The organism is Streptomyces sp. NPDC002566 (genome assembly GCF_042889585.1).
Classification (GTDB): Bacteria; Actinomycetota; Actinomycetes; order Streptomycetales; family Streptomycetaceae; genus Streptomyces.
In genome coordinates this window covers 280309-299640 of the sequence record NZ_JBIARD010000008.1, presented here as the reverse complement: position 1 = coordinate 299640, position 19332 = coordinate 280309, and the positions used below count along the sequence as shown (strand labels likewise).

The 19332-nt window shown below is 71.8% G+C and carries 12 protein-coding genes and 1 pseudogene; 4 read left to right on the top strand and 9 right to left on the bottom strand.

All coding sequences use genetic code 11. The features are described from left to right. Positions 1–23: 23 nt before the first annotated feature. Positions 24–3749: pseudogene (locus ACFYXA_RS30240) on the top strand (NAD-glutamate dehydrogenase); the annotation flags it as partial. A gap of 228 nt (positions 3750–3977) precedes the next feature. Beyond that, a complete protein-coding gene (locus ACFYXA_RS30235; protein WP_389038912.1) occupies positions 3978–4979 on the top strand; it encodes a hypothetical protein in 1002 nt (333 codons plus the stop codon). 85 nt (positions 4980–5064) lie between these two features. Here the strand turns inward: ACFYXA_RS30235 and ACFYXA_RS30230 are convergent, their stop codons facing one another. After that, on the bottom strand, positions 5065–5916 hold the full coding sequence (locus ACFYXA_RS30230; protein WP_389038824.1) for an ABC transporter ATP-binding protein: 852 nt from the start codon (positions 5914–5916) through the stop codon (positions 5065–5067). Beyond that, entirely contained in the window at positions 5909–6826 is a 918-nt protein-coding gene (locus ACFYXA_RS30225) for an ABC transporter permease (RefSeq protein ID WP_389038821.1), read from the bottom strand. Before ACFYXA_RS30225 ends, ACFYXA_RS30230 begins: the two co-directional genes overlap by 8 nt. 184 nt (positions 6827–7010) lie before the next feature. Here ACFYXA_RS30225 and ACFYXA_RS30220 point away from each other — a divergent pair, with 184 nt between their 5' ends. After that, complete coding sequence (locus tag ACFYXA_RS30220) at positions 7011–7637, top strand: TetR/AcrR family transcriptional regulator (RefSeq protein ID WP_130436504.1); 627 nt, start codon at positions 7011–7013, stop codon at positions 7635–7637. 42 nt (positions 7638–7679) lie between these two features. Here the strand turns inward: ACFYXA_RS30220 and galE are convergent, their stop codons facing one another. Continuing rightward, positions 7680–8660: a UDP-glucose 4-epimerase GalE gene (gene galE, locus ACFYXA_RS30215; RefSeq protein ID WP_352252142.1), complete on the bottom strand. Its 981-nt coding sequence runs from the start codon at positions 8658–8660 to the stop codon at positions 7680–7682. 96 nt (positions 8661–8756) lie between these two features. Next, on the bottom strand, positions 8757–9368 hold the full coding sequence (locus tag ACFYXA_RS30210) for a MarR family winged helix-turn-helix transcriptional regulator (protein WP_389038816.1): 612 nt from the start codon (positions 9366–9368) through the stop codon (positions 8757–8759). 145 nt (positions 9369–9513) lie between these two features. On the opposite strand from ACFYXA_RS30210, the gene ACFYXA_RS30205 reads away from it, so the two are divergent. After that, the gene (locus tag ACFYXA_RS30205; RefSeq protein WP_130436506.1) at positions 9514–9927 is read left to right on the top strand and encodes an organic hydroperoxide resistance protein; all 414 of its coding nucleotides are present in this window, start codon (positions 9514–9516) and stop codon (positions 9925–9927) included. 100 nt (positions 9928–10027) lie between these two features. Here ACFYXA_RS30205 and ACFYXA_RS30200 read toward each other — a convergent pair whose 3' ends face one another. The 5 genes from ACFYXA_RS30200 to ACFYXA_RS30180 all read right to left on the bottom strand — a co-directional run bounded on the left by ACFYXA_RS30200 (position 10028) and on the right by ACFYXA_RS30180 (position 19133). Further along, positions 10028–12271 (bottom strand): CDP-glycerol glycerophosphotransferase family protein, encoded by a 2244-nt coding sequence (locus tag ACFYXA_RS30200; protein WP_389038813.1) that lies wholly within the window; start codon positions 12269–12271, stop codon positions 10028–10030. Positions 12272–12279: 8 nt separating this feature from the next. Next, complete coding sequence (locus tag ACFYXA_RS30195; RefSeq protein ID WP_389038809.1) at positions 12280–14484, bottom strand: CDP-glycerol glycerophosphotransferase family protein; 2205 nt, start codon at positions 14482–14484, stop codon at positions 12280–12282. 844 nt (positions 14485–15328) lie between these two features. Further along, positions 15329–16225: a carbohydrate ABC transporter permease gene (locus tag ACFYXA_RS30190; RefSeq protein ID WP_352252133.1), complete on the bottom strand. Its 897-nt coding sequence runs from the start codon at positions 16223–16225 to the stop codon at positions 15329–15331. A gap of 180 nt (positions 16226–16405) precedes the next feature. Further along, positions 16406–17689 carry a carbohydrate ABC transporter permease gene (locus tag ACFYXA_RS30185; protein WP_389038804.1) on the bottom strand — a complete coding sequence of 428 codons (1284 nt, stop codon included), beginning with the start codon at positions 17687–17689 and terminating at the stop codon, positions 16406–16408. A gap of 67 nt (positions 17690–17756) precedes the next feature. Further along, on the bottom strand, positions 17757–19133 hold the full coding sequence (locus tag ACFYXA_RS30180; protein ID WP_389038801.1) for an ABC transporter substrate-binding protein: 1377 nt from the start codon (positions 19131–19133) through the stop codon (positions 17757–17759). Positions 19134–19332 lie beyond the last annotated feature (199 nt).

Genomic DNA, 19332 nt, shown 5'->3' with positions numbered 1-19332 from the left:
CGCGCGACAGGAGCCAGAGGACAATGCAGACCAAGCTGGACGAAGCCAAGGCCGAGCTGCTCGAGAGGGCGGCCCGGGTCGCTGAGAACAGCCCGGTCGGGGCGCACCTACCGACCGGGACGACGGGCGAGGGCACTGAGGGAACCCCGGGCGCCCCTGACCACGAATCCGTGCTCTCGTTCCTCCAGCGCTACTACCTGCACACCGCCCCCGAGGACCTCACGTACCGCGACCCGGTCGACGTCTTCGGTGCCGCGTTCTCCCACTACCGGCTCGCGGAGAACCGGCCGCAGGGCACGGCGAACGTGCGCGTCCACACCCCCACCGTCGAGGAGAACGGCTGGACCTGCAGCCACTCCGTCGTCGAGGTCGTCACCGACGACATGCCCTTCCTCGTCGACTCGGTCACCAACGAGCTGACCCGCCAGGGCCGCGGCATCCACCTCGTCATCCACCCCCAGGTCGTGGTCCGCCGGGACGTCACCGGCAAGCTCATCGAGGTGCTCGCCGTCGCGCCCTCGTCCCGCGACCTGCCGCACGACGCGCACGTCGAGTCGTGGATCCACGTCGAGACGGACCGCGAGACCGACCGCGCCGACCTCAAGCAGATCACCGCCGACCTGCTGCGCGTCCTGTCCGACGCCCGCGAGGCCGTCGAGGACTGGGGGAAGATGCGTGAGGCCGCGCTGCGCATCGCCGGCGGGCTCGACGAGGAGCCCGTCCCCGGCGACCTGCCCGGGCCCGAGGTGGAGGAGGCCCGCGAGCTGCTGCGCTGGCTCGCCGACGACCACTTCACCTTCCTCGGCTACCGGGAGTACCAGCTGCGGGAGGACGACTCCCTGGCGGCGGTGCCCGGCACCGGCCTGGGCATCCTGCGGGCCGACCCGCACCACGCCGACGGCGACGCCCACCCCGTCAGCCCGTCCTTCGAGCGGCTCCCGGCCGACGCCCGCGCCAAGGCGCGCGAGCACAAGCTGCTGGTGCTGACCAAGGCCAACAGCCGGTCCACCGTGCACCGGCCGTCGTACCTGGACTACGTCGGCGTGAAGAAGTTCGACGCCGACGGCAACGTGGTCGGCGAGCGGCGGTTCCTCGGACTGTTCTCCTCCGCCGCCTACACCGAGTCCGTGCTGCGGGTCCCGGTGATCCGGCGCAAGGTGGACGCCGTACTGGAGGGCGCCGGCTTCTCGCCCGACAGCCACGACGGACGCGACCTGCTCCAGATCCTGGAGACGTACCCGCGCGACGAGCTGTTCCAGACCCCGGTCGACGAGCTGCGCTCGATCGTGACGTCCGTGCTGTACCTGCAGGAGCGCCGGCGGCTGCGGCTGTACCTGCGGCAGGACGAGTACGGGCGCTACTACTCGGCGCTGGTCTACCTGCCCCGCGACCGCTACACCACCGGCGTGCGGCTGCGGATCATCGACATCCTCAAGGAGGAACTGGGCGGCATCAGCGTCGACTTCACCGCCTGGAACACCGAGTCGATCCTGTCCCGGCTGCACTTCGTCGTCCGCGTCCCGCCGGGCACCGAACTGCCGCAGCTGTCCGACTCCGACAAGGAGCGCATCGAGGCCCGCCTGGTGGAGGCGGCCCGGTCGTGGGCCGACGCGTTCTCCGAGGCGCTCACCGCCGAACTCGGCGAGGAGCGGGCGGCGGAGCTGCTGCGCCGCTACAACAACGCCTTCCCCGAGGGCTACAAGGCCGACCACACCCCGCGCTCCGCGGTGTCCGACCTCGTCCACATCGAACGGCTCACCGAGGAGCGCAACTTCTCGCTCAGCCTGTACGAGCCGGTCGGCGCGGCCCCCGACGAGCGCCGCTTCAAGATCTACCGCAAGGGCGACGCGATCTCGCTGTCGGCGGTGCTGCCGGTGCTGAACCGGCTCGGCGTCGAGGTCGTCGACGAGCGGCCCTACGAGCTGCGCTGCACGGACCGCAGCGTCGCCTGGATCTACGACTTCGGCCTGCGCATCCCGACCTCGCTGCGCGGCGGCGCCGGCGACCACCTCGGTGACGACGCCCGCGAGCGGTTCCAGGAGGCGTTCTCGGCGACCTGGACCGGTCAGGCGGAGAACGACGGCTTCAACGCGCTGGTGCTGGGCGCGGGTCTGACGTGGCGGCAGGCGATGGTGCTGCGCGCGTACGCCAAGTACCTGCGGCAGGCCGGTTCCACGTTCAGCCAGGACTACATGGAGGACACCCTCCGCACGAACGTCCACACCACGCGGCTGCTGGTGTCGCTGTTCGAGGCGCGGATGTCGCCGGACCGGCAGCGCGCCGGGATGGAGATCGTCGACGCGCTCCTCGAGGAGCTGGACGCGGCCCTGGACCAGGTGGCGTCCCTCGACGAGGACCGCATCCTGCGGTCCTTCCTCACCGTCATCAAGGCGACGCTGCGCACCAACTTCTTCCAGAAGTCGGCGAGCGGCGCCCCGCACGACTACGTGTCGATGAAGTTCGACCCGCAGGCCATCCCCGACCTGCCCGCGCCGCGCCCCGCGTTCGAGATCTGGGTGTACTCGCCTCGGGTGGAGGGCGTGCACCTGAGGTTCGGCAAGGTCGCGCGCGGCGGTCTGCGCTGGTCCGACCGGCGTGAGGACTTCCGCACGGAGATCCTCGGCCTGGTCAAGGCGCAGATGGTGAAGAACACGGTCATCGTGCCGGTGGGCGCCAAGGGCGGCTTCGTCGCCAAGCAGCTGCCCGACCCGGCCGTGGACCGTGACGCGTGGCTGGCGGAGGGCGTCGCCAGCTACCGCACGTTCATCTCGGCGCTGCTGGACATCACCGACAACATGGTCGCCGGCGAGGTCGTGCCCCCGGCGGACGTCGTCCGGCACGACGAGGACGACACCTATCTGGTGGTCGCCGCCGACAAGGGCACGGCGACGTTCTCCGACATCGCCAACGACGTCGCCGGCAGCTACGACTTCTGGCTGGGCGACGCCTTCGCCTCCGGCGGCTCCGCCGGCTACGACCACAAGGCGATGGGCATCACCGCGCGCGGCGCCTGGGAGTCGGTGAAGCGGCACTTCCGCGAGCTGGGCGTGAACACGCAGGTCGAGGACTTCACGGTCGTCGGCATCGGCGACATGTCCGGTGACGTGTTCGGCAACGGCATGCTGCTGAGCGAGCACATCCGCCTGGTCGCCGCCTTCGACCACCGGCACATCTTCATCGACCCGAACCCGGACGCGGCGACCTCCTACGCCGAGCGGCGCCGCCTGTTCGAGCTGCCCCGTTCCAGCTGGGCCGACTACGACACCTCCCTCATCTCCGCCGGCGGCGGCGTCTTCCCCCGCACGGCGAAGGCGATCCCGGTGGGCAGTCACATCCGCGAGGCCCTCGGCATCGAGGCCGGCGTCACCAAGATGACCCCGGCCGACCTGATGAAGGCGATCCTCAGCGCGCCGGTGGACCTGCTGTGGAACGGCGGCATCGGCACCTACGTGAAGGCCTCCACGGAGTCCAACGCGGACGTCGGCGACAAGGCCAACGACCCGATCCGCGTCGACGGGCAGGACCTGCGCGTCAAGGTCGTCGGCGAGGGCGGCAACCTGGGCCTGACCCAGCTGGGCCGGATCGAGTTCGCCCGCACCGGCGGCAAGATCAACACGGACGCCATCGACAACAGCGCGGGCGTGGACACCTCCGACCACGAGGTGAACATCAAGATCCTGCTGAACGGGCTGGTCGCCGAGGGCGACATGACGGTCAAGCAGCGCAACAAGCTGCTCGCCGAGATGACCGACGAGGTCGGCGCGCTCGTGCTGCGCAACAACTACGCGCAGAACACGGCGATCGCCAACGCCCTCGCCCAGTCCAAGGACATGCTCCACGCCCAGCAGCGCTTCCTGCGCCACCTGGTGCGCGAGGGCCACCTGGACCGCGCGCTGGAGTTCCTGCCCACCGACCGGCAGATCCGCGAGCGGCTCGGCGCGGGGCAGGGCCTCAGCAGCCCGGAGACGGCCGTGCTGATGGCGTACACCAAGATCACGGTGTCGGACGAGCTGCTGCACACCTCGCTGCCCGACGACCCCTACCTGCACTCCCTGCTGTACGCGTACTTCCCGACGGCGCTGCGCGAGGAGTTCGCCGAGCAGATCGAGCACCACCCGCTGCGCCGTGAGATCACCACGACGGTGCTGGTCAACGACACCGTCAACACCGGCGGCACGACCTATCTGCACCGGCTGCGGGAGGAGACCGGGGCGTCGCTGGAGGAGATCGTGCGGGCGCAGACCGCGGCCCGGGCGATCTTCCGTTCGGCGCCGGTGTGGGACGCGGTCGAGGCGCTCGACAACCAGGTCGAGGCGGAGGTGCAGACCCGGATCCGGCTGCACTCGCGCCGGCTGGTGGAGCGCGGTACGCGCTGGCTGCTGAACAACCGGCCGCAGCCGCTGCAGCTCGCCGAGACGGTCGAGTTCTTCGCCGAGCGCGTCGAGCAGGTGTGGGCGCAGCTGACGAAGCTGCTGCGCGGCGCGGACCTCGAGTGGTGGCAGATGATCTACGACGAGCTGACCGGGGCCGGTGTGCCCGACGAGCTCGCCACCCGGGTCGCCGGGTTCTCCTCGGCGTTCCCGGCGCTGGACATCGTGTCGGTGGCCGACCGGATGGGCAAGGACCCGCTGGACGTCGCCGAGGTGTACTACGACCTCGCCGACCGGCTGCGGATCACGCAGCTGATGGACCGGATCATCGAGCTGCCGCGCGCCGACCGCTGGCAGTCCATGGCCCGCGCCTCCATCCGTGAGGACCTGTACGCGGCCCACGCGGCGCTGACCGCGGACGTCCTGGCCGTCGGCAACGGCACCTCGACGCCCGAGCAGCGCTTCACGGCGTGGGAGCAGCGCAACCAGGCGATCCTGGGCCGGGCGCGCACCACGCTGGAGGAGATCCAGGGGTCGGACTCCTTCGACCTGGCGAACCTGTCGGTGGCGATGCGGACGATGCGCACGCTGCTGCGCACGCACTCGTAGCGGGTGGGCGAGGACGTCCGACGACAGGGCGCCCCGGGCCGTGACGGCTCGGGGCGCCCTGTCGTCGCCGGGGGCGTGAGGGTGCTCAGGCGGCCTTGGGCGCCGCAGGCTTGGTCTTGTTCTTGTCGGGGCCGCCGGTGAACGCCTCGTAGGCCTGGAGGACCTCCTCGGTGGGCCCGTCCATGCGCAGTTCGCCCCGCTCCAGCCACAGCACGCGGTCGCAGGTGTCGCGGATGGACTTGTTGCTGTGGCTGACCAGGAAGACCGTGCCGGCGTGCTTGCGCAGTTCGCGGATGCGTTCCTCGGAGCGCTTCTGGAAGGAGCGGTCGCCGGTGGCGAGCGCCTCGTCGATCAGCAGGACGTCGTGGTCCTTGGCGGCGGCGATGGAGAACCGCAGCCGGGCGGCCATGCCGGAGGAGTAGGTCCGCATCGGCAGGGTGATGAAGTCGCCCTTGTCGTTGATCCCGGAGAAGTCGACGATGTCCTGGTAGCGCTCCTTGACCTGCTCGCGGGACATGCCCATGGCGAGCCCGCCGAGGTGGACGTTGCGTTCGCCGGTCAGGTCGTTCATCAGCGCCGCGTTGACGCCGAGCAGGGAGGGCTGGCCGTCGGTGTGGATCTTGCCGTTCTCCACCGGGAGCAGGCCGGCGACCGCCTTGAGCAGGGTCGACTTGCCGGATCCGTTGGTGCCGATGAGGCCGATCGCCTCGCCCCGGTAGGCGACGAACGACACGTTCTTCACGGCGTGCACCTTGCGCACGCCGGCCGCCTTCTCGGCCTTCCCGCGGCGCAGGATGCGGTGCAGGGCGGCGGTCGCGGAGCCCCGGCCGGCACCGGTGCCGTTGACGCGGTAGACGATGTCGACGCCGTCGACGACGACGGTGGGGATCCGCTCGCCGCCGGCGCGGCCGGTGTCGGGGGTGGTGTTGTCAGCCACGGCCGTACGTCTCCTCAGCCTTCCAGAAGTAGATGAACCCGCCGACTCCGGCGAGCAGCGCCCAGCCCGTCGCGATCAGCCACACGTGGTGCGGCAGCTGACCGGCGTGGAAGGAGTCGATCAGGGCGAAGCGCATCAGGTCGATGTAGACGGCGGCGGGGTTGGCCTGGAGGACGGGGGCGACCCAGGACGGCAGGCCGTGGTGGGCGCCGGCCAGCTTGTCGATGCTCCACATCACGCCCGAGACGTACATCCAGGTGCGCAGGACGAACGGCATCAGCTGGGCGATGTCCGGGGTCTTCGCGCCGAGCCGGGCCATGACCATCGAGACGCCGGCGTTGAAGGTGAACTGCAGCAGCAGCACCGGGACGGCCAGCAGCCAGGACGCGGAGACCGGCACGCCGAAGCAGAGCAGGATCACGACCAGCGCGCCCATGGAGAACAGCAGCTGCTGGAGCTGCTGGAGGCAGAACGAGATGGGCAGCGCGGCCCGCGGGAAGTGCAGGGCCCGCACCAGGCCGAGGTTGCCGGAGACGGCGCGGGTGCCCGCCATGATCGAGCTCTGCGTGAACGTCCACACGAACACGCCCGTGACCAGGAACGGGACGTAGTCCGGCACGCCCTGCTTGGTGCCCAGCAGCACGCCGAAGATGAAGAAGTACACCGCCGCGTTGAGCAGCGGGGTCATCACCTGCCAGAGCTGGCCCAGCTTCGCCTGGCTGTACTGGGCGGTGAGCTTGGCGGTGGCGAACGCGCCGATGAAGTGGCGGCGCGCCCACAACTGGCGCACATAGGCGGGCAGTGAAGGGCGGGCGCCGCTGACCGAGAGGCCGTGGCGGGCGGCGAGCGCCGCCAGGTCTTCGTGGGGGTCGGGCCGCGTCGGGGGCGGTGTGTGGAGGACCTGACTCACATCCGCTGCTTTCACTCGGGGGGAGGGTGACGCCTCGGGGCGGCGCGCACGGGCGGGCGGCGTTCCTCACGCGTTCCTTGCCGTCCTCTTACGTCGGGACGGCACCGTATCGTCGCAACGCGAGCGTAAGGCGAGTCGACGTCGGAACGCAACCGTATCGTCGTGACGGCCTATGCTGGTCGGCATGACGACGAACGCCGACGAGCCCTCGACGCGTCCGCGCCGCCGGGCCCCCGCCGGAGCGGCCGTGCTGCGCGAGGACGTCACGGAGGCCATCCGGGCCGCCGTGTTCGAGGAGCTCGCGACCGTCGGCTACGCCCGGATGTCCATCGAGGGCATCGCCCGACGCGCCGGGGTGGGGAAGACCGCCGTCTACCGGCGCTGGCGCTCCAAGCTGCACCTGGTCCTGGACATCGTCTCGGCCATCGCCGTGCAGGGCCTGCCCGCGCCGTGCACGGGCAGCCTGGAGGGCGACCTGAGAATGCTGTACGAGGTCACGTCACGGGCGCTGCGGCACCCGGTGGCCTCGCAGATCATCCCGGACCTCCAGGCCGAAGCGGCCCGCAACCCGGAGATCGCCGAAGCCCTCCAGAAGGCCCTGCGCGACGGGCAGGAGGGCGTCGCCCTGAAGATCGTCGCGGCGGCGACCGAGCGCGGCGAGGTGCGCCGGGAGGCCGACGCGGAGCTGGCCCTGGACCTGATCTCCGGCCCGCTCTACTGGCGCTCCGTGGTCATCCGCAGCCCGAAACTCCCCAAGGACTACCTCGCGGCCCTGACCCGGGCGACCGCGGAGGCGATCAAGGCCCTGTGACCCCGCGGCGGTCCCGAAGCGCGGCTGAGCTGTGCCGGCCGTTCAGGAACGGGCCGCCTCCGGGTGGAGGTGCACCCAGCCCTCCCAGGCGGAGACGATCATGTCCTGGACGTCGTGCGCGGCCTTCCAGCCGAGGAGGGTCTCGATGCGGTCGGCGGAGGCCACCACACGGGCCGGGTCCCCCGGTCTGCGCGGGTCGACCGTCGGCGGGCGGTCGTAGCCGGTCACGGCGTTGATCCGGTCGATCATCTCCCGGACGGAGACGCCCTCGCCGCGGCCGATGTTGAGGGTCAGGGTGTGCCCCGGGGAGGCCTGAAGGGCGCGGGCGGCGGCGACATGGGCCTCCGCCAGGTCGACGACGTGGATGTAGTCCCGGACGCAGGTGCCGTCCGGCGTCGGGTAGTCGTCGCCGAAGATGCGCGGCGCGGCGTTCTCCGTGAGGCGTTCGAACACCATGGGCACCAGGTTGAAGACGCCGGCGTCCGCGAGCTCCGGGCTCGCCGCGCCGGCCACGTTGAAGTAGCGCAGCGACGCGGTGGACAGCCCCGTGGCCCGGCCGGTCGCGCGGACCAGCCACTCGCCCGCCAGCTTCGTCTCGCCGTAGGGCGAGATCGGCGCGCACGGCGTCTCCTCCGTGACGAGGTCCACGTCCGGCATGCCGTAGACGGCGGCCGAGGAGGAGAACACGAACGAGGGGACCCCGGCGGCGGTGACCGCGTCCAGGAGGACCCTCAAGCCCTCCACGTTCTCCCGGTAGTAGTGCAGGGGCCGGTCCACCGATTCCCCGACCTGCTTCTTCGCCGCCAGATGCACGACACCGGTCACCTCGTGCTCGGCGAGCGTGCGCTCCAGCAGCGGGCCGTCCAGTGTGGAGCCCGCCACCAGCGGCACCCCTCGCGGCACCCGTTCGGCGATCCCGGTGGACAGGTCGTCGTACACCACCGCCCGCTCGCCCGCCCCGGTCATCGCCCGCACCACGTGCGCCCCGATGTATCCGGCCCCGCCTGTGATCAACCAGGTCATGTCGTCACATCCCCCTCATGGACGCCCGGTGCGCCCGAAACCTAGTGAATCAGGCGGCGCACGCTTCCGCAGAGCCTGTGGATAACTCTGTGCGCGTCAGTCGGTACGTACGGTGTCCGCCTGCTCGCCGGCGTCCGGGTCCTCCTGGGCGGCCGCCGAGTCCAGTGCGGCGGTGAGCACGTCCAGGCGCTCCTTCAGTTCGCGGATCTCCTCCAGTTCGAACCCCGTCGCGCTCACGATCCGGCGCGGCACCCGCAGCGCCCGCTCGCGCAGCTCCGTGCCCTCACGCGTCAGGCGGACCTCGACCGAGCGCTCGTCACGCGCGCTGCGCTCGCGGTGGACGAGGCCGGCCGCCTCCAGGCGCTTGAGCAGCGGCGACAGCGTGCCGGAGTCGAGGCGCAGATGCGCGCCGAGCTTCTTGACGGGCAGCGCGCCCTCCTCCCACAGGACCAGCATCACCAGGTACTGCGGGTAGGTCAGCCCGAGGTCCTTGAGGATCACGCGGTAGACGCCGTTGAAGGCGCGTGACGCGGCGTGCAGGGAGAAGCAGATCTGGCGGTCCAGCCGGAGCCAGTTCGCCTCGGTGACCGCGCTCTCCGCGGCTTCCGTGGCGTCGGCGGCCCCGGCCTCGACGGCTTCCGGGGCTTCGGCGGCGGCGCCCGGAGCTGGGGAGGCGGGTGCGGCGGAGCGGGGGGACATCGGGGTCATGCCTCCAGCGTAACTCGGGCCAGCAATTAAGTTGTGCGCAACTTAATTGTGTGCTCTACTTGTCGTCGTCAGGCCCCCCGGACGCCCCGGCGAAAGGGCCGGCCGCCCCTGACCACGCAGGACTTCCGAGAGGGATGGTTCATCCATGGACGCGCTGTACACCGCTGTCGCCACCGCCACCCACGGCCGTGAGGGCCGCGCCGTCAGCTCCGACGGCAAGATCGACCTCGCGCTGGCCATGCCGGTGGAGCTGGGCGGCAACGGTCAGGGCACCAACCCCGAGCAGCTCTTCGCCGCCGGTTACGCCGCCTGTTTCGGCAGCGCCCTCGGCCTGGTCGGCCGTCAGGCGAAGGTCGACGTCAGCGAGGCCGCCGTGACCGCCGAGGTCGGCATCGGCAAGCAGGGCGAGGGCTTCGGCCTCAAGGTCGCCCTCCGCGTCGAGCTGCCGGACTCCCTCGACGAGGCCACCGGCCGCAAGCTGGTCGAGCAGGCCCACCAGGTCTGCCCCTACTCCAACGCCACCCGCGGCAACATCGAGGTCGAGCTCGTCATCGAGTAGTCCTGAAGAGGACCCGGCCCCACAACGGCCGACCGCCGCCCCCGGCCGGGCCTGGCGACCGCCGCCTTCGGCCCGCACCGCCGCCCCGGCCGGCCCCGGCTCACATCGGCGCCAGCACGCCCTCGTCGTCGGCCGGCGAGGCCGGGGAGGACGGCGAGATCGGCGGGAGAACCGCCGTCGGGGCCTGCTCCGGCAGCGGCTCGCCCAGCAGCAGCGTCCGTACGACCCGCTCGGCGGCCCGGCCGTCCTCCCACACGCAGAACCGCTCCCGGAAGCCCGCCCGCAGCCGCGCCGACTCCTCGTCCCGCCAGCCGCCCGAGGAGAACAGCCAGGTCAGCTCCCGGTAGCTGCGCGAGACATGGCCGGGCGCGTCGGCGGTGATGTCGAAGTAGGCGCCCCGGCTCGCCTTGTAGACGTCCCAGTCGTCGGCGTGGACGACGATCGGCCGGTCCAGGTTGGCGTAGTCGAACATCAGGGCCGAGTAGTCGGTGACCAGCACGTCGGCGGCGAGCATGACGTCCTCGACGTGCGGCTCGTCCGTCGCGTCGACCAGGATCCCGCGCCGGTGCAGATCGCTGAGCCCCAGGCCGCGCGCCGGACCGGTCGCCAGGGACGGGTGCAGCCGCACCACGAGGGTGTGGCCCTCGCCGAGGTCGGCGGCGAACCGGGCCAGGTCGATCCGGTCCACATGCCCGCCGCGCCGGTACTCGCGGCGGGTCGGCGCGTACAGCACGACGGTGTGACCGGCGGGGATCCCTAGCCGGGCGCGCACCGCCGCCCCGTCCGCCGGACCGGCGTTCACCAGCACGTCGTTGCGGGGGCTGCCGGTCCGCACCGACGTGAAGTGGCACGGATAGGCCCGCTCCCACACCAGCTCGGAGTGCGGGTTGGCGACCAGGCTGTAGTCCCAGCGGTCGGCGCGGCGCAGCATCTGCGGCACGTCCACCCCGTGCCGGGCGCCGGGCTTGGTCAGCAGGTCGGCCGCCATGTACTTCAGCGGGGTGCCCTGGTGGGTGTGGATATGGACGCTGCCGGGCCGCTTGACCAGCGTGCCGGGCCAGTTGACGTTGTTGACGAACCAGCCGGCCCGCGCGGTCACCCGCCGGTAGTCGGGGGAGTCCAGCAGCACGTGCTCGACGTCCTCGGGGAGCAGCGCCGCGGTCTCCTCGTCGCGCACGACCCACACCCCGCGCAGCGCGGGGGCGATCTCGCGGGCCGCGCGGTAGACGGCGGCGGGGTCGCCGAGCACGCCGCGGTGCGAGAACGCCGAGTACACGACGAGTTCGCGGTCCGGCGCCCGGCGCGGCCCGGCGGCCGTCAGCCCTCGGCGGGCGCGGCCCGCGGCCGCCCTGCGCGCCGACGCCCCCCGCCGGGCCAGCTCACGGCCCGCCCGGCCGGTCTGCCGCCGGACCCGGTAGACGGCGTAGGGCTGCCGCAGCACCCGCAGCTCGGCGGGCGTCGGCTCGCCGGGCGGCTGGTGGCGGGCGAACAGCTCGGCGGTGCGGCGGAAGAACTCGGCCTTGTCCGACGGCGGCAGCCGGTCCGGCTTGGCGAGGATGTCCAGACAGTGCTCGCCCATCTTGCGGTGCAGATAGGGCCGCCAGGACGCCAGCTCGGGGCGGGAGTCGACGAACGCGAACACCCGCTCGTACTGGTCGTGGATGTCGAAGTGCTTGCGGCTGGTGGTGGACAGGATGTTGCCCTGCCGGCGCTGGCGGTAGTTCAGGCAGATCCGGTCCAGGGCTGCGACGCGCCCGGCGCTGAGCATGACCGGGAACGTCCAGGGGGTGTCCTCGTAGTAGCCGGGCGGGAAGCGGAAGCCGTACTCCTCGACGAAGCCGCGCCGGTACACCTTGTTCCACACGACCATCAGCAGGTCGAGGATCTCGGGGCGCTGCGCCGCGGTGAACACGCCGTCCCCGCACTCGGCGAGGATGTGCGCGAGGGCGTTGCGGCGGGTGCCGCCCCACCAGTACGTGCGCGCGTAGTCGAAGACGAGCACGTCGGGGTCGCCGCTCTCGTCGAGCCGGTCGGCCATCGCGTGCAGCGCGCCCTCGGTCAGGGTGTCGTCGCTGTCGAGGAAGAACAGGTAGTCGCCGCTCGCGTGCGGCAGACCGGCGTTGCGGGCGCGGCCGAGGCCGACGTTCTCCGGCAGGTGCAGGACCCGCACGCGGTCGTCGCGGGCCGCGTACTCGTCGAGGATCGCGCCGCAGCCGTCGGGTGAGCGGTCGTCGACGGCGATCACCTCGATGTCGCGGTACGACTGCTCCAGGACCGAGTCGAGGCACTCGCGCAGGAAGCCCTGCACCTTGAAACAGGGGACGATGATGCTGAAGCGAGGCACTGCTGGGGTCAGCTCCTTACGAAGGTGCGGGCGGCGGGGGCCGGGGTGCGCTCGGCGAGGGGGCGCACGGGCGGGATCGCCTCCGGGGGTTCGCCGAGCAGCACCCGCCGCACCACGCGCTCGGCGGCCCGGCCGTCGTCGAACTGGCAGAAACGGGACCGGAACGCGTCCCTGAGGGCCTGGGCCGAGGCCGACGCGTAGGAGCCGTCCCTGAAGAGGCGCGCCAGTTCCTCGGGCGTACGGGCGACCGCCCCCGGCGGCTGAGCCATCAGGTCGAAGTACACGCCCCGGGTCTCGGTGTAGACCTCCCAGTCGTCGGCGTACACGACGATCGGGCGGTCCAGGTTGGCGTAGTCGAACATGATCGACGAGTAGTCGGTGACCAGGACGTCGGCGGCCAGGCAGACCTCCTCGGTGGAGCGGTGCCCGGTGACGTCGATGACCCGGCCGGTGCCCGCGCGGGTGCCCCGGTCGTAGAAGTAGTGGGCGCGCAGCAGGACGACGACGTCGTCGCCGGCGGCCTCGCAGAACGCCTCCAGGTCCAGGCCGGCGCCGAAGCCGCTCTCGTAGTCGCGGTGGGTCGGCGCGTACAGGACGGCCGTCCTGCCCTCGGGGACGCCCAGCTCGCGCCGGATCCGGGTGACGTCGTCCGCGGTCGCCGTGCAGAAGACGTCGTTGCGCGGATAGCCGTACTCCAGCTGCTCGTAGGAGCCGGGGAAGGCGCGCTCCCACATCTGGGTGGAGTGGGTGTTGGAGGAGAGGTTGTAGTCCCAGCGGTCCACCCGGCCCAGGAGTTTGGTGAAGCTGCCGGTCGCGGCCGCGACCACCGGGTACGTCGACTGGTCGACGCCCATCTTCTTCAGCGGGGTGCCGTGCTGGGTCTGCACGTGCACGCTGCCCGGGCGTTTGACGACGCCCTCGGCGAAGTTGGCGTTGTTGACGAGGTACTTGGCACGGGCCAGGACCTGCCAGGCGCGGCGGCTGCCGAGGACGGCGTACTCGACCCCGGCGGGCATGGCGTGCACCTGGTCGGGTTCGACGAGGAACACCTGCCGGATGTGCGGGGCGAGTTCGGCGGCCTTGGCGTGGATCGCGGCCGGGCTGCAGGCGTAGCCACGGCCCCAATAGGCGCAGTACACAGCCAGGTCGGGGTCGAGAGGTCGGCGCAGCTGACGCCGGTAGTACAGCCGGGTGCGCAGGCCGGCGGGGCGGGGGAGGCGCTGGGCGGCGGCAGAGGCTTGCTGGTTGGCGCCGCGCAGCGCGCGGAACGCGGTGTACGCGCCCGCCGCGAGCAGCCGGTGCTGCACGCCCACGCTGCCGCCGGGCGTGCGGAAGCCGTCCGGCCGGTGCCGGCGGTGCAGCCGGCCGGCCCGGCGGAAGAACGCCCTGCGGCTCGCTCCCGGGAGCCGCGCCGGATGCGCGGCCGTCCTCAGCACGAGCGCGAAGAGCTGCTCGAACAGCGGTCCCGACCGCCGCTTCGAGAGCCCCTGTTCGGCGGCCGTCCGCAGCACCAGGTCGACCTGGTCGAGGAGTTCGGCGTGGTGCGTGCCCGGCAGGTTGATCCGGCTGCCCTGCCGGCGCACATGGTGCCGCACGACGACCGAGCGCAGGACCGCGATGCGCTCCGCCCGCACGGTGACCAGCCCTCCGAAGCCGAGGTCCGTGAAGTGGCCTTCGGGGAAAACGAGTTCGTGCTCGGTGAGGAAGTCGCGCCGGTAGGCGGTGGCCCACACGGGCAGTTCCACGCCGGTCACCCGGGGGGCTTCGCCGGGGGCGAAGGCGCCCTTGGGGGCCCGCGCCAGCAGCGCCGCCGCCGGGTTGGCCGGCTCGCCCTCCCACCAGGGGGTCCGCTCGTGCTCGGCGTACAGGACGTCGACGTCGCCCGTCCGCGTCAGACGGGCGTCCAGGGCGGTCAGCGCGCCCGGGGCGAGGGAGTCGTCGCCGTCGAGGAACAGCAGATAGGCGCCGGTCGCCGCCCGCATCCCGGTGTTGCGCGCCCCGGCGAGTCCCGCCGACGGCGGGGAGTGCACCGCCGTCACCCGGGAGTCCCGCTCCGCGTACCCGGCGGCGACGGCCGCGGCCGGGGCGTCCGGTGCGTCGCAGACCGGGATCAGCTCGAAGTCGCCGAAGGACTGGGCGAGGACGGAGTCCAGCGCCTGGGACAGCCGGCCCACGACCCCGTGGGACGGGACGATGATGCTGAAGCGGGGCATTCTGCTCTTTCTCTGTCGGTGGTCGCCGGTACCCGGTCCGCGCGGGCCGCGACGAGCCGTGGGCGTCGGAGGGGCTCCCGGAAGGGCAAACGGCGTCAGAGGCGCACGGTGACGGCGGTGCCGGCGGATCGCGGCTCGGCGGCGAGCGGCGGGCGCGGCTCGGTCCCCGGCGGCGCGGCGGGACGCCGGACGCGGGCCGTGACCGCGAGGCCGGTGGACGGGCGCTGCGGGACCCGCTCCACGCCGAGTCGGAGGCGCCGGGCACGGCCCCGGCGGGGCGGCTCGTGCCGGCCGGAAGACGTCCGCGTGCACGGGAGGGGTGCCGAATGGCCGACGGAAGCGGACGGCCGTAACCGGATCCGGATCCGGATCCGCAGTCGGTGGCGGGCTGTGCGGGCCGCCGCCCGCAGCGCCCGGCGGGCGCGGTGCGTCCTCAGCCGGATGACGGTGTGCCGCCGCCGGGCCCGGGGCGGGACGGGCGCGCCCGGCATACCGTGCTGAGGCCGGGCGACGGGGGAGCCGAGGCCGTGGGCCCGCCGCCGGCGCGGGCGCACACGGACCCGGGGCGGCACGGAGCCGGAGCGTTCGGGCCGCGGGTACCCCCGAACCTCCGACGCGGGGACGGTGACACTGAACCTGGGCAAAAGACATCCATGGGTCGGCGCGGGCAGAAGACAGGGCCTTGCCCGGGAACGGCCGATGGAGTGACTTGGTTACGTTCGCCTACTGCATCCGGGGGACACCGGGTGAACGGCGGGGGCGTCCTGTTGACGGCTCACCCCCTGGGCCGCCACCCTGTCCGCCCCCTTGCCCACCCCCCTTGCGTCGCCGCCCACTTGACCGCTTACTTGACCGCGCCGGCCATCACGCCGGACACGAACTGCCGCTGGAACGCGAAGAACACGGCCAGCGGGATCACCATCGAGATGAACGCGCCGGGCGCCAGCACGTCGATGTTGTTGCCGAACTGCCGTACCTGCGTCTGCAGGGCGACCGTGATCGGCTGGCTGTCCGCGTCGGTGAACACCAGCGCGACCAGCATGTCGTTCCACACCCACAGGAACTGGAAGATGCCCAGGCTGGCGATGGCCGGACCGCCCAGCGGCATCACGACCCTTGCGAACAGGCGCAGTTCGCCCGCGCCGTCGAGGCGGGCCGCCTCCAGCAGCTCACGGGGGATCTCCGCGAAGAAGTTCCGCAGCAGGAACACCGCGAACGGCAGACCGAAGCCCACATGGAACAGGATCACCCCGAGGACGGAACCGAACAGGCCGATGCTGCCGAACAGTTCGGCGATCGGGAGCAGCGCCACCTGCACGGGCACCACCAACAGGCCGACCACGCCCAGGAACCACCAGTCGCGCCCGGGGAACTCCATCCAGGCGAACGCGTATCCGGCGAGCGAGCCGACGACCACCACCAGGATCGTCGCCGGGACCGTGATCAGGGCCGTGTTGACGAGGGAGCCGGTGATGTCGTCGTTCTCCAGCAGCCGCCTGTAGCTGTCGAAGGTCAGCCGGGACGGCTCCGCGAACACCTTCCACCAGCCGCTCGCGCCCATGTCCTCCGGGGTGCGCAGCGAGGAGATCAGCAGCCCGATGGTCGGCACCAGCCAGAACAGGCCTACGAGGACGAGGAAGACGCGGACCAGGCCGCCGTTGAGCCTCTCGACGACCCGCGAGGCGAACGACCGCCGGGCTCGCGCGTCCGTCGTCCCCCCGGTCTCGATGTCGACGATCATCGCCGCACCTCCCGCCGCAGCCGACGCACGTTACTGCCTTCATCCGGGGGGCGACCCCCGGGCCCCCAGCAGAGGGACAGGTGCACGGTCATCGCCTGACCTCCCGCCGCAGCCGACGCACGTTACTGCCTTCATCCGGGGGGCGACCCCCGGGCCCCCAGCAGAGAGACGGGTGCACGATCATCGCCTGACCTCCCGCCGCAGCCGACGCACGTTGAACCACATCACCGGGATCACCAGCAGCAGCAGGAACACCGCGATCGCGCTGGCCACGCCCGGCTGGTCCTCGGAGAAGCCCTTGCGGTACAGCTCCAGGGCGAGCACGTTCGCGTCGTCCTGTGAGGAGCCGGGGGCGATGATGAAGACCAGGTCGAACACCTTCAGCACATTGATCATCAAGGTGACGGCGACCACCGCGAGGACCGGCGCCAGCAGCGGCACGGTGATCCTGCGGAACACCTGCCACTCGTTCGCCCCGTCGACCCGCGCCGCCTCCATCAGCTCCCGGGGCACGCTCGCCAGCCCGGCCGCGATCAGCACCATCGCGAAGCCCGCCCACATCCAGATGTACGAGCCGATGATCGCCGGCGTGACCAGCGACGGGCCGAGCCAGTCCACGCCGTTGTACGCCTCCTGGAAGTTGCTCGCGGGCAGCCGCAGCAGCGCCCCGTCGGCCGCCGCGGGCAGGGTGAAGCTGCCGTCCGCCGCGGCCGTTGTGGAGGCGACCACCTTGCCGTCCTTGACCGCCTCGATCCGCATCCCCGGATAGCCCAGCTCGGAGGCGTCCGGCTGCCCCGGCCTGCCGACGCCCTCGCCGCGGGTGAAGTCCTGCCAGGTCGAGCCGGTGACCTCGCCCAGCTTTCCCGCCGGCAGGACGGCCCGCTTCGCGTCGTCGGGCATCAGGTCGGGCGCGACGCCCACCAGGGGCAGCGCCACCGAGTCGCCCATGCGGACGGGCGCCCTGGTGACGAATCCGCCGCCCTTCACCGGCTCCAGCGGCGAGTTCCGCCCCGGGTGCGCCTTGGGGAACGCCGACGACTGCGCGAACGTGTCGTGCACGCCCACCCACACCGCGTTCGCCACGCCCTTGTCCGGGTCCTGGTCGTAGACCAGCCGGAAGATGATGCCGGCGGCGAGCATCGAGATCGCCATCGGCATGAAGACGACCAGCTTGAACGCCGTTCCCCAGCGCACCCGTTCGGTCAGCACCGCGAAGACCAGACCCAGCGCGGTCGCGACCGTCGGCGCGAACACCACCCAGATCACGTTGTTCTTGAGCGCGGTGCGGATGCCGTCGTCCGTGAACAGCGTTCGGTAGTTGTCGAGTCCGGCGAACCCGTCACCGGACTGGTCGTAGAGACTGCGCACGAGCGAGTACCCGATCGGGTAGACCACGAGCGCGCCCAGCAGCACCAGGGCGGGCAGCAGGAACAGCGCTGCCACGGTCCAGCGCGTGCCGGTCACGCTCCCCCGCGACCCGTGAGCGGCGGGGGACGAGCCGTCCCTCGCCGCCGTGGCGGACGCCATCGCCTCAGCCGCCGTACGCGGCCGCCGCGTCGGCCTCCAGCCTCCGCTGGGTGCCCGCGACGTCCGACGGGTTCTTCAGGAAGTCCTGCAGCGCCTTCCACTCGCCCTTGCCGGGCGTGCCGCCGAAGGCCTGCGGGGCCTGGTCGGACATGTCGAAGCGGAAGTCGTCGCCGGCCGCGATCAGCGACTCTGCGATCTTGCGCTGCACGTCGTTCGGGTAGACGGAAGGGTCGAGGTTCTTGTTCGGCGAGAGGTAGCCGCCCAGCTTGGCCTGGATGGCCGCCGCGTCGGGGGAGGCGAGGAAGGTCGCCAGCGCCTGCGCGCCCCCGGAGTCCTTCAGGATCACCGCCGCGTCACCGCCGGACACCACGGGTGCGGTGTCGCCGGCCTTGGGGAACGGGAACACCTTCGCGCCCGTGCCGACCTTGACGCCCGCCTGGTCGATGTTCACCTGCGCGAAGTCGCCCTCGTAGACCATGGCGGCCTTCGGCTGGTCGCCGCCGGTGAAGGTCTGCGTCACCGAGGCCGGGAAGTCCGTCTGCAGCGCTCCTGCCGCGCCGCCCGCGACGTAGTCCTTCTTGCCCCAGACCTGCGCCAGCGCGGTCAGCGCGTCCTTCACGGACGGGTCCGTCCACTTGATCTGGTGCTTCGCCAGCTGGTCGTACTTCTCGGGGCCCGCCTGGGAGAGGTACACGTTCTCGAACCAGTCGGTCAGGGTCCAGCCGTCGGCGCCGCCCACCGAGAACGGCGTGACACCGGAGTCGTAGACCGTCTGCGCGGTGGTGAGCAGCTCGTCCCACGTCTTGGGCTCGGCGGCCCCCGCGTTCTCGAAGACCTTCGCGTTGTACCAGAACAGCGACTTGTTGGCGGCCTTGTAGTACACGCCGTACTGCCGGCCGTCGATCTTGCCGATGTCCTGCCAGCCCTGCGAGTAGTTCTTCTGGAGCTCCTTCAGGGCCGCCGCGCCCAGCGGCTTCGCCCACTTCTTCTCCACGGCCTGCTTGATCGCGCCCGGCTGCGGAAGCAGCGCGACGTCCGGGGGCTGCCCGCCCGCGACCTTCGAGCCCAGGAAGTTGATGATCGGGTCCTGAGCGGGCACGAACGTCACCTTGGCGCCCGTCCGCTTCTCGAACTCCGCCAGCACCTTCTTGAAGTTGGCCTGTTCGGCGCCGGTCCACACGGCGGCGACCTCGAGCGTCGTGCCGTTCAGCTTGGGGAGGGTCACGGTGCTGCCCGGGTCCTTCGCCGGGCTGCTCTCGCTCCCGCCGCTCTTGTCGTCGTCCCCGCCGCACGCGGTGAGCGAGAGCGCGAGCGCTCCCGCGAGGATCGCGGCGGCCGTCTTCACGGTCCTCGGTGTCCGGATGGTGTCGCTCCTGCGCATCACTGCCCCGTTCTTCGTCCTCGTCGAACGTTCGAGCGCTGTCCCGTGCCACTGGTCTACGCCGGGCACCGGGGGTCGGCAAGAGCGCCTGCGCTGTCAAGCGGCCGATTGTGACCGCGTCGTGACGGGGTGCGCCCGCCGCCCCCGTCGCCGAGCGCCGGACGAGCTCGCCACGACCGAACAGGTGACAGGCCCTGGG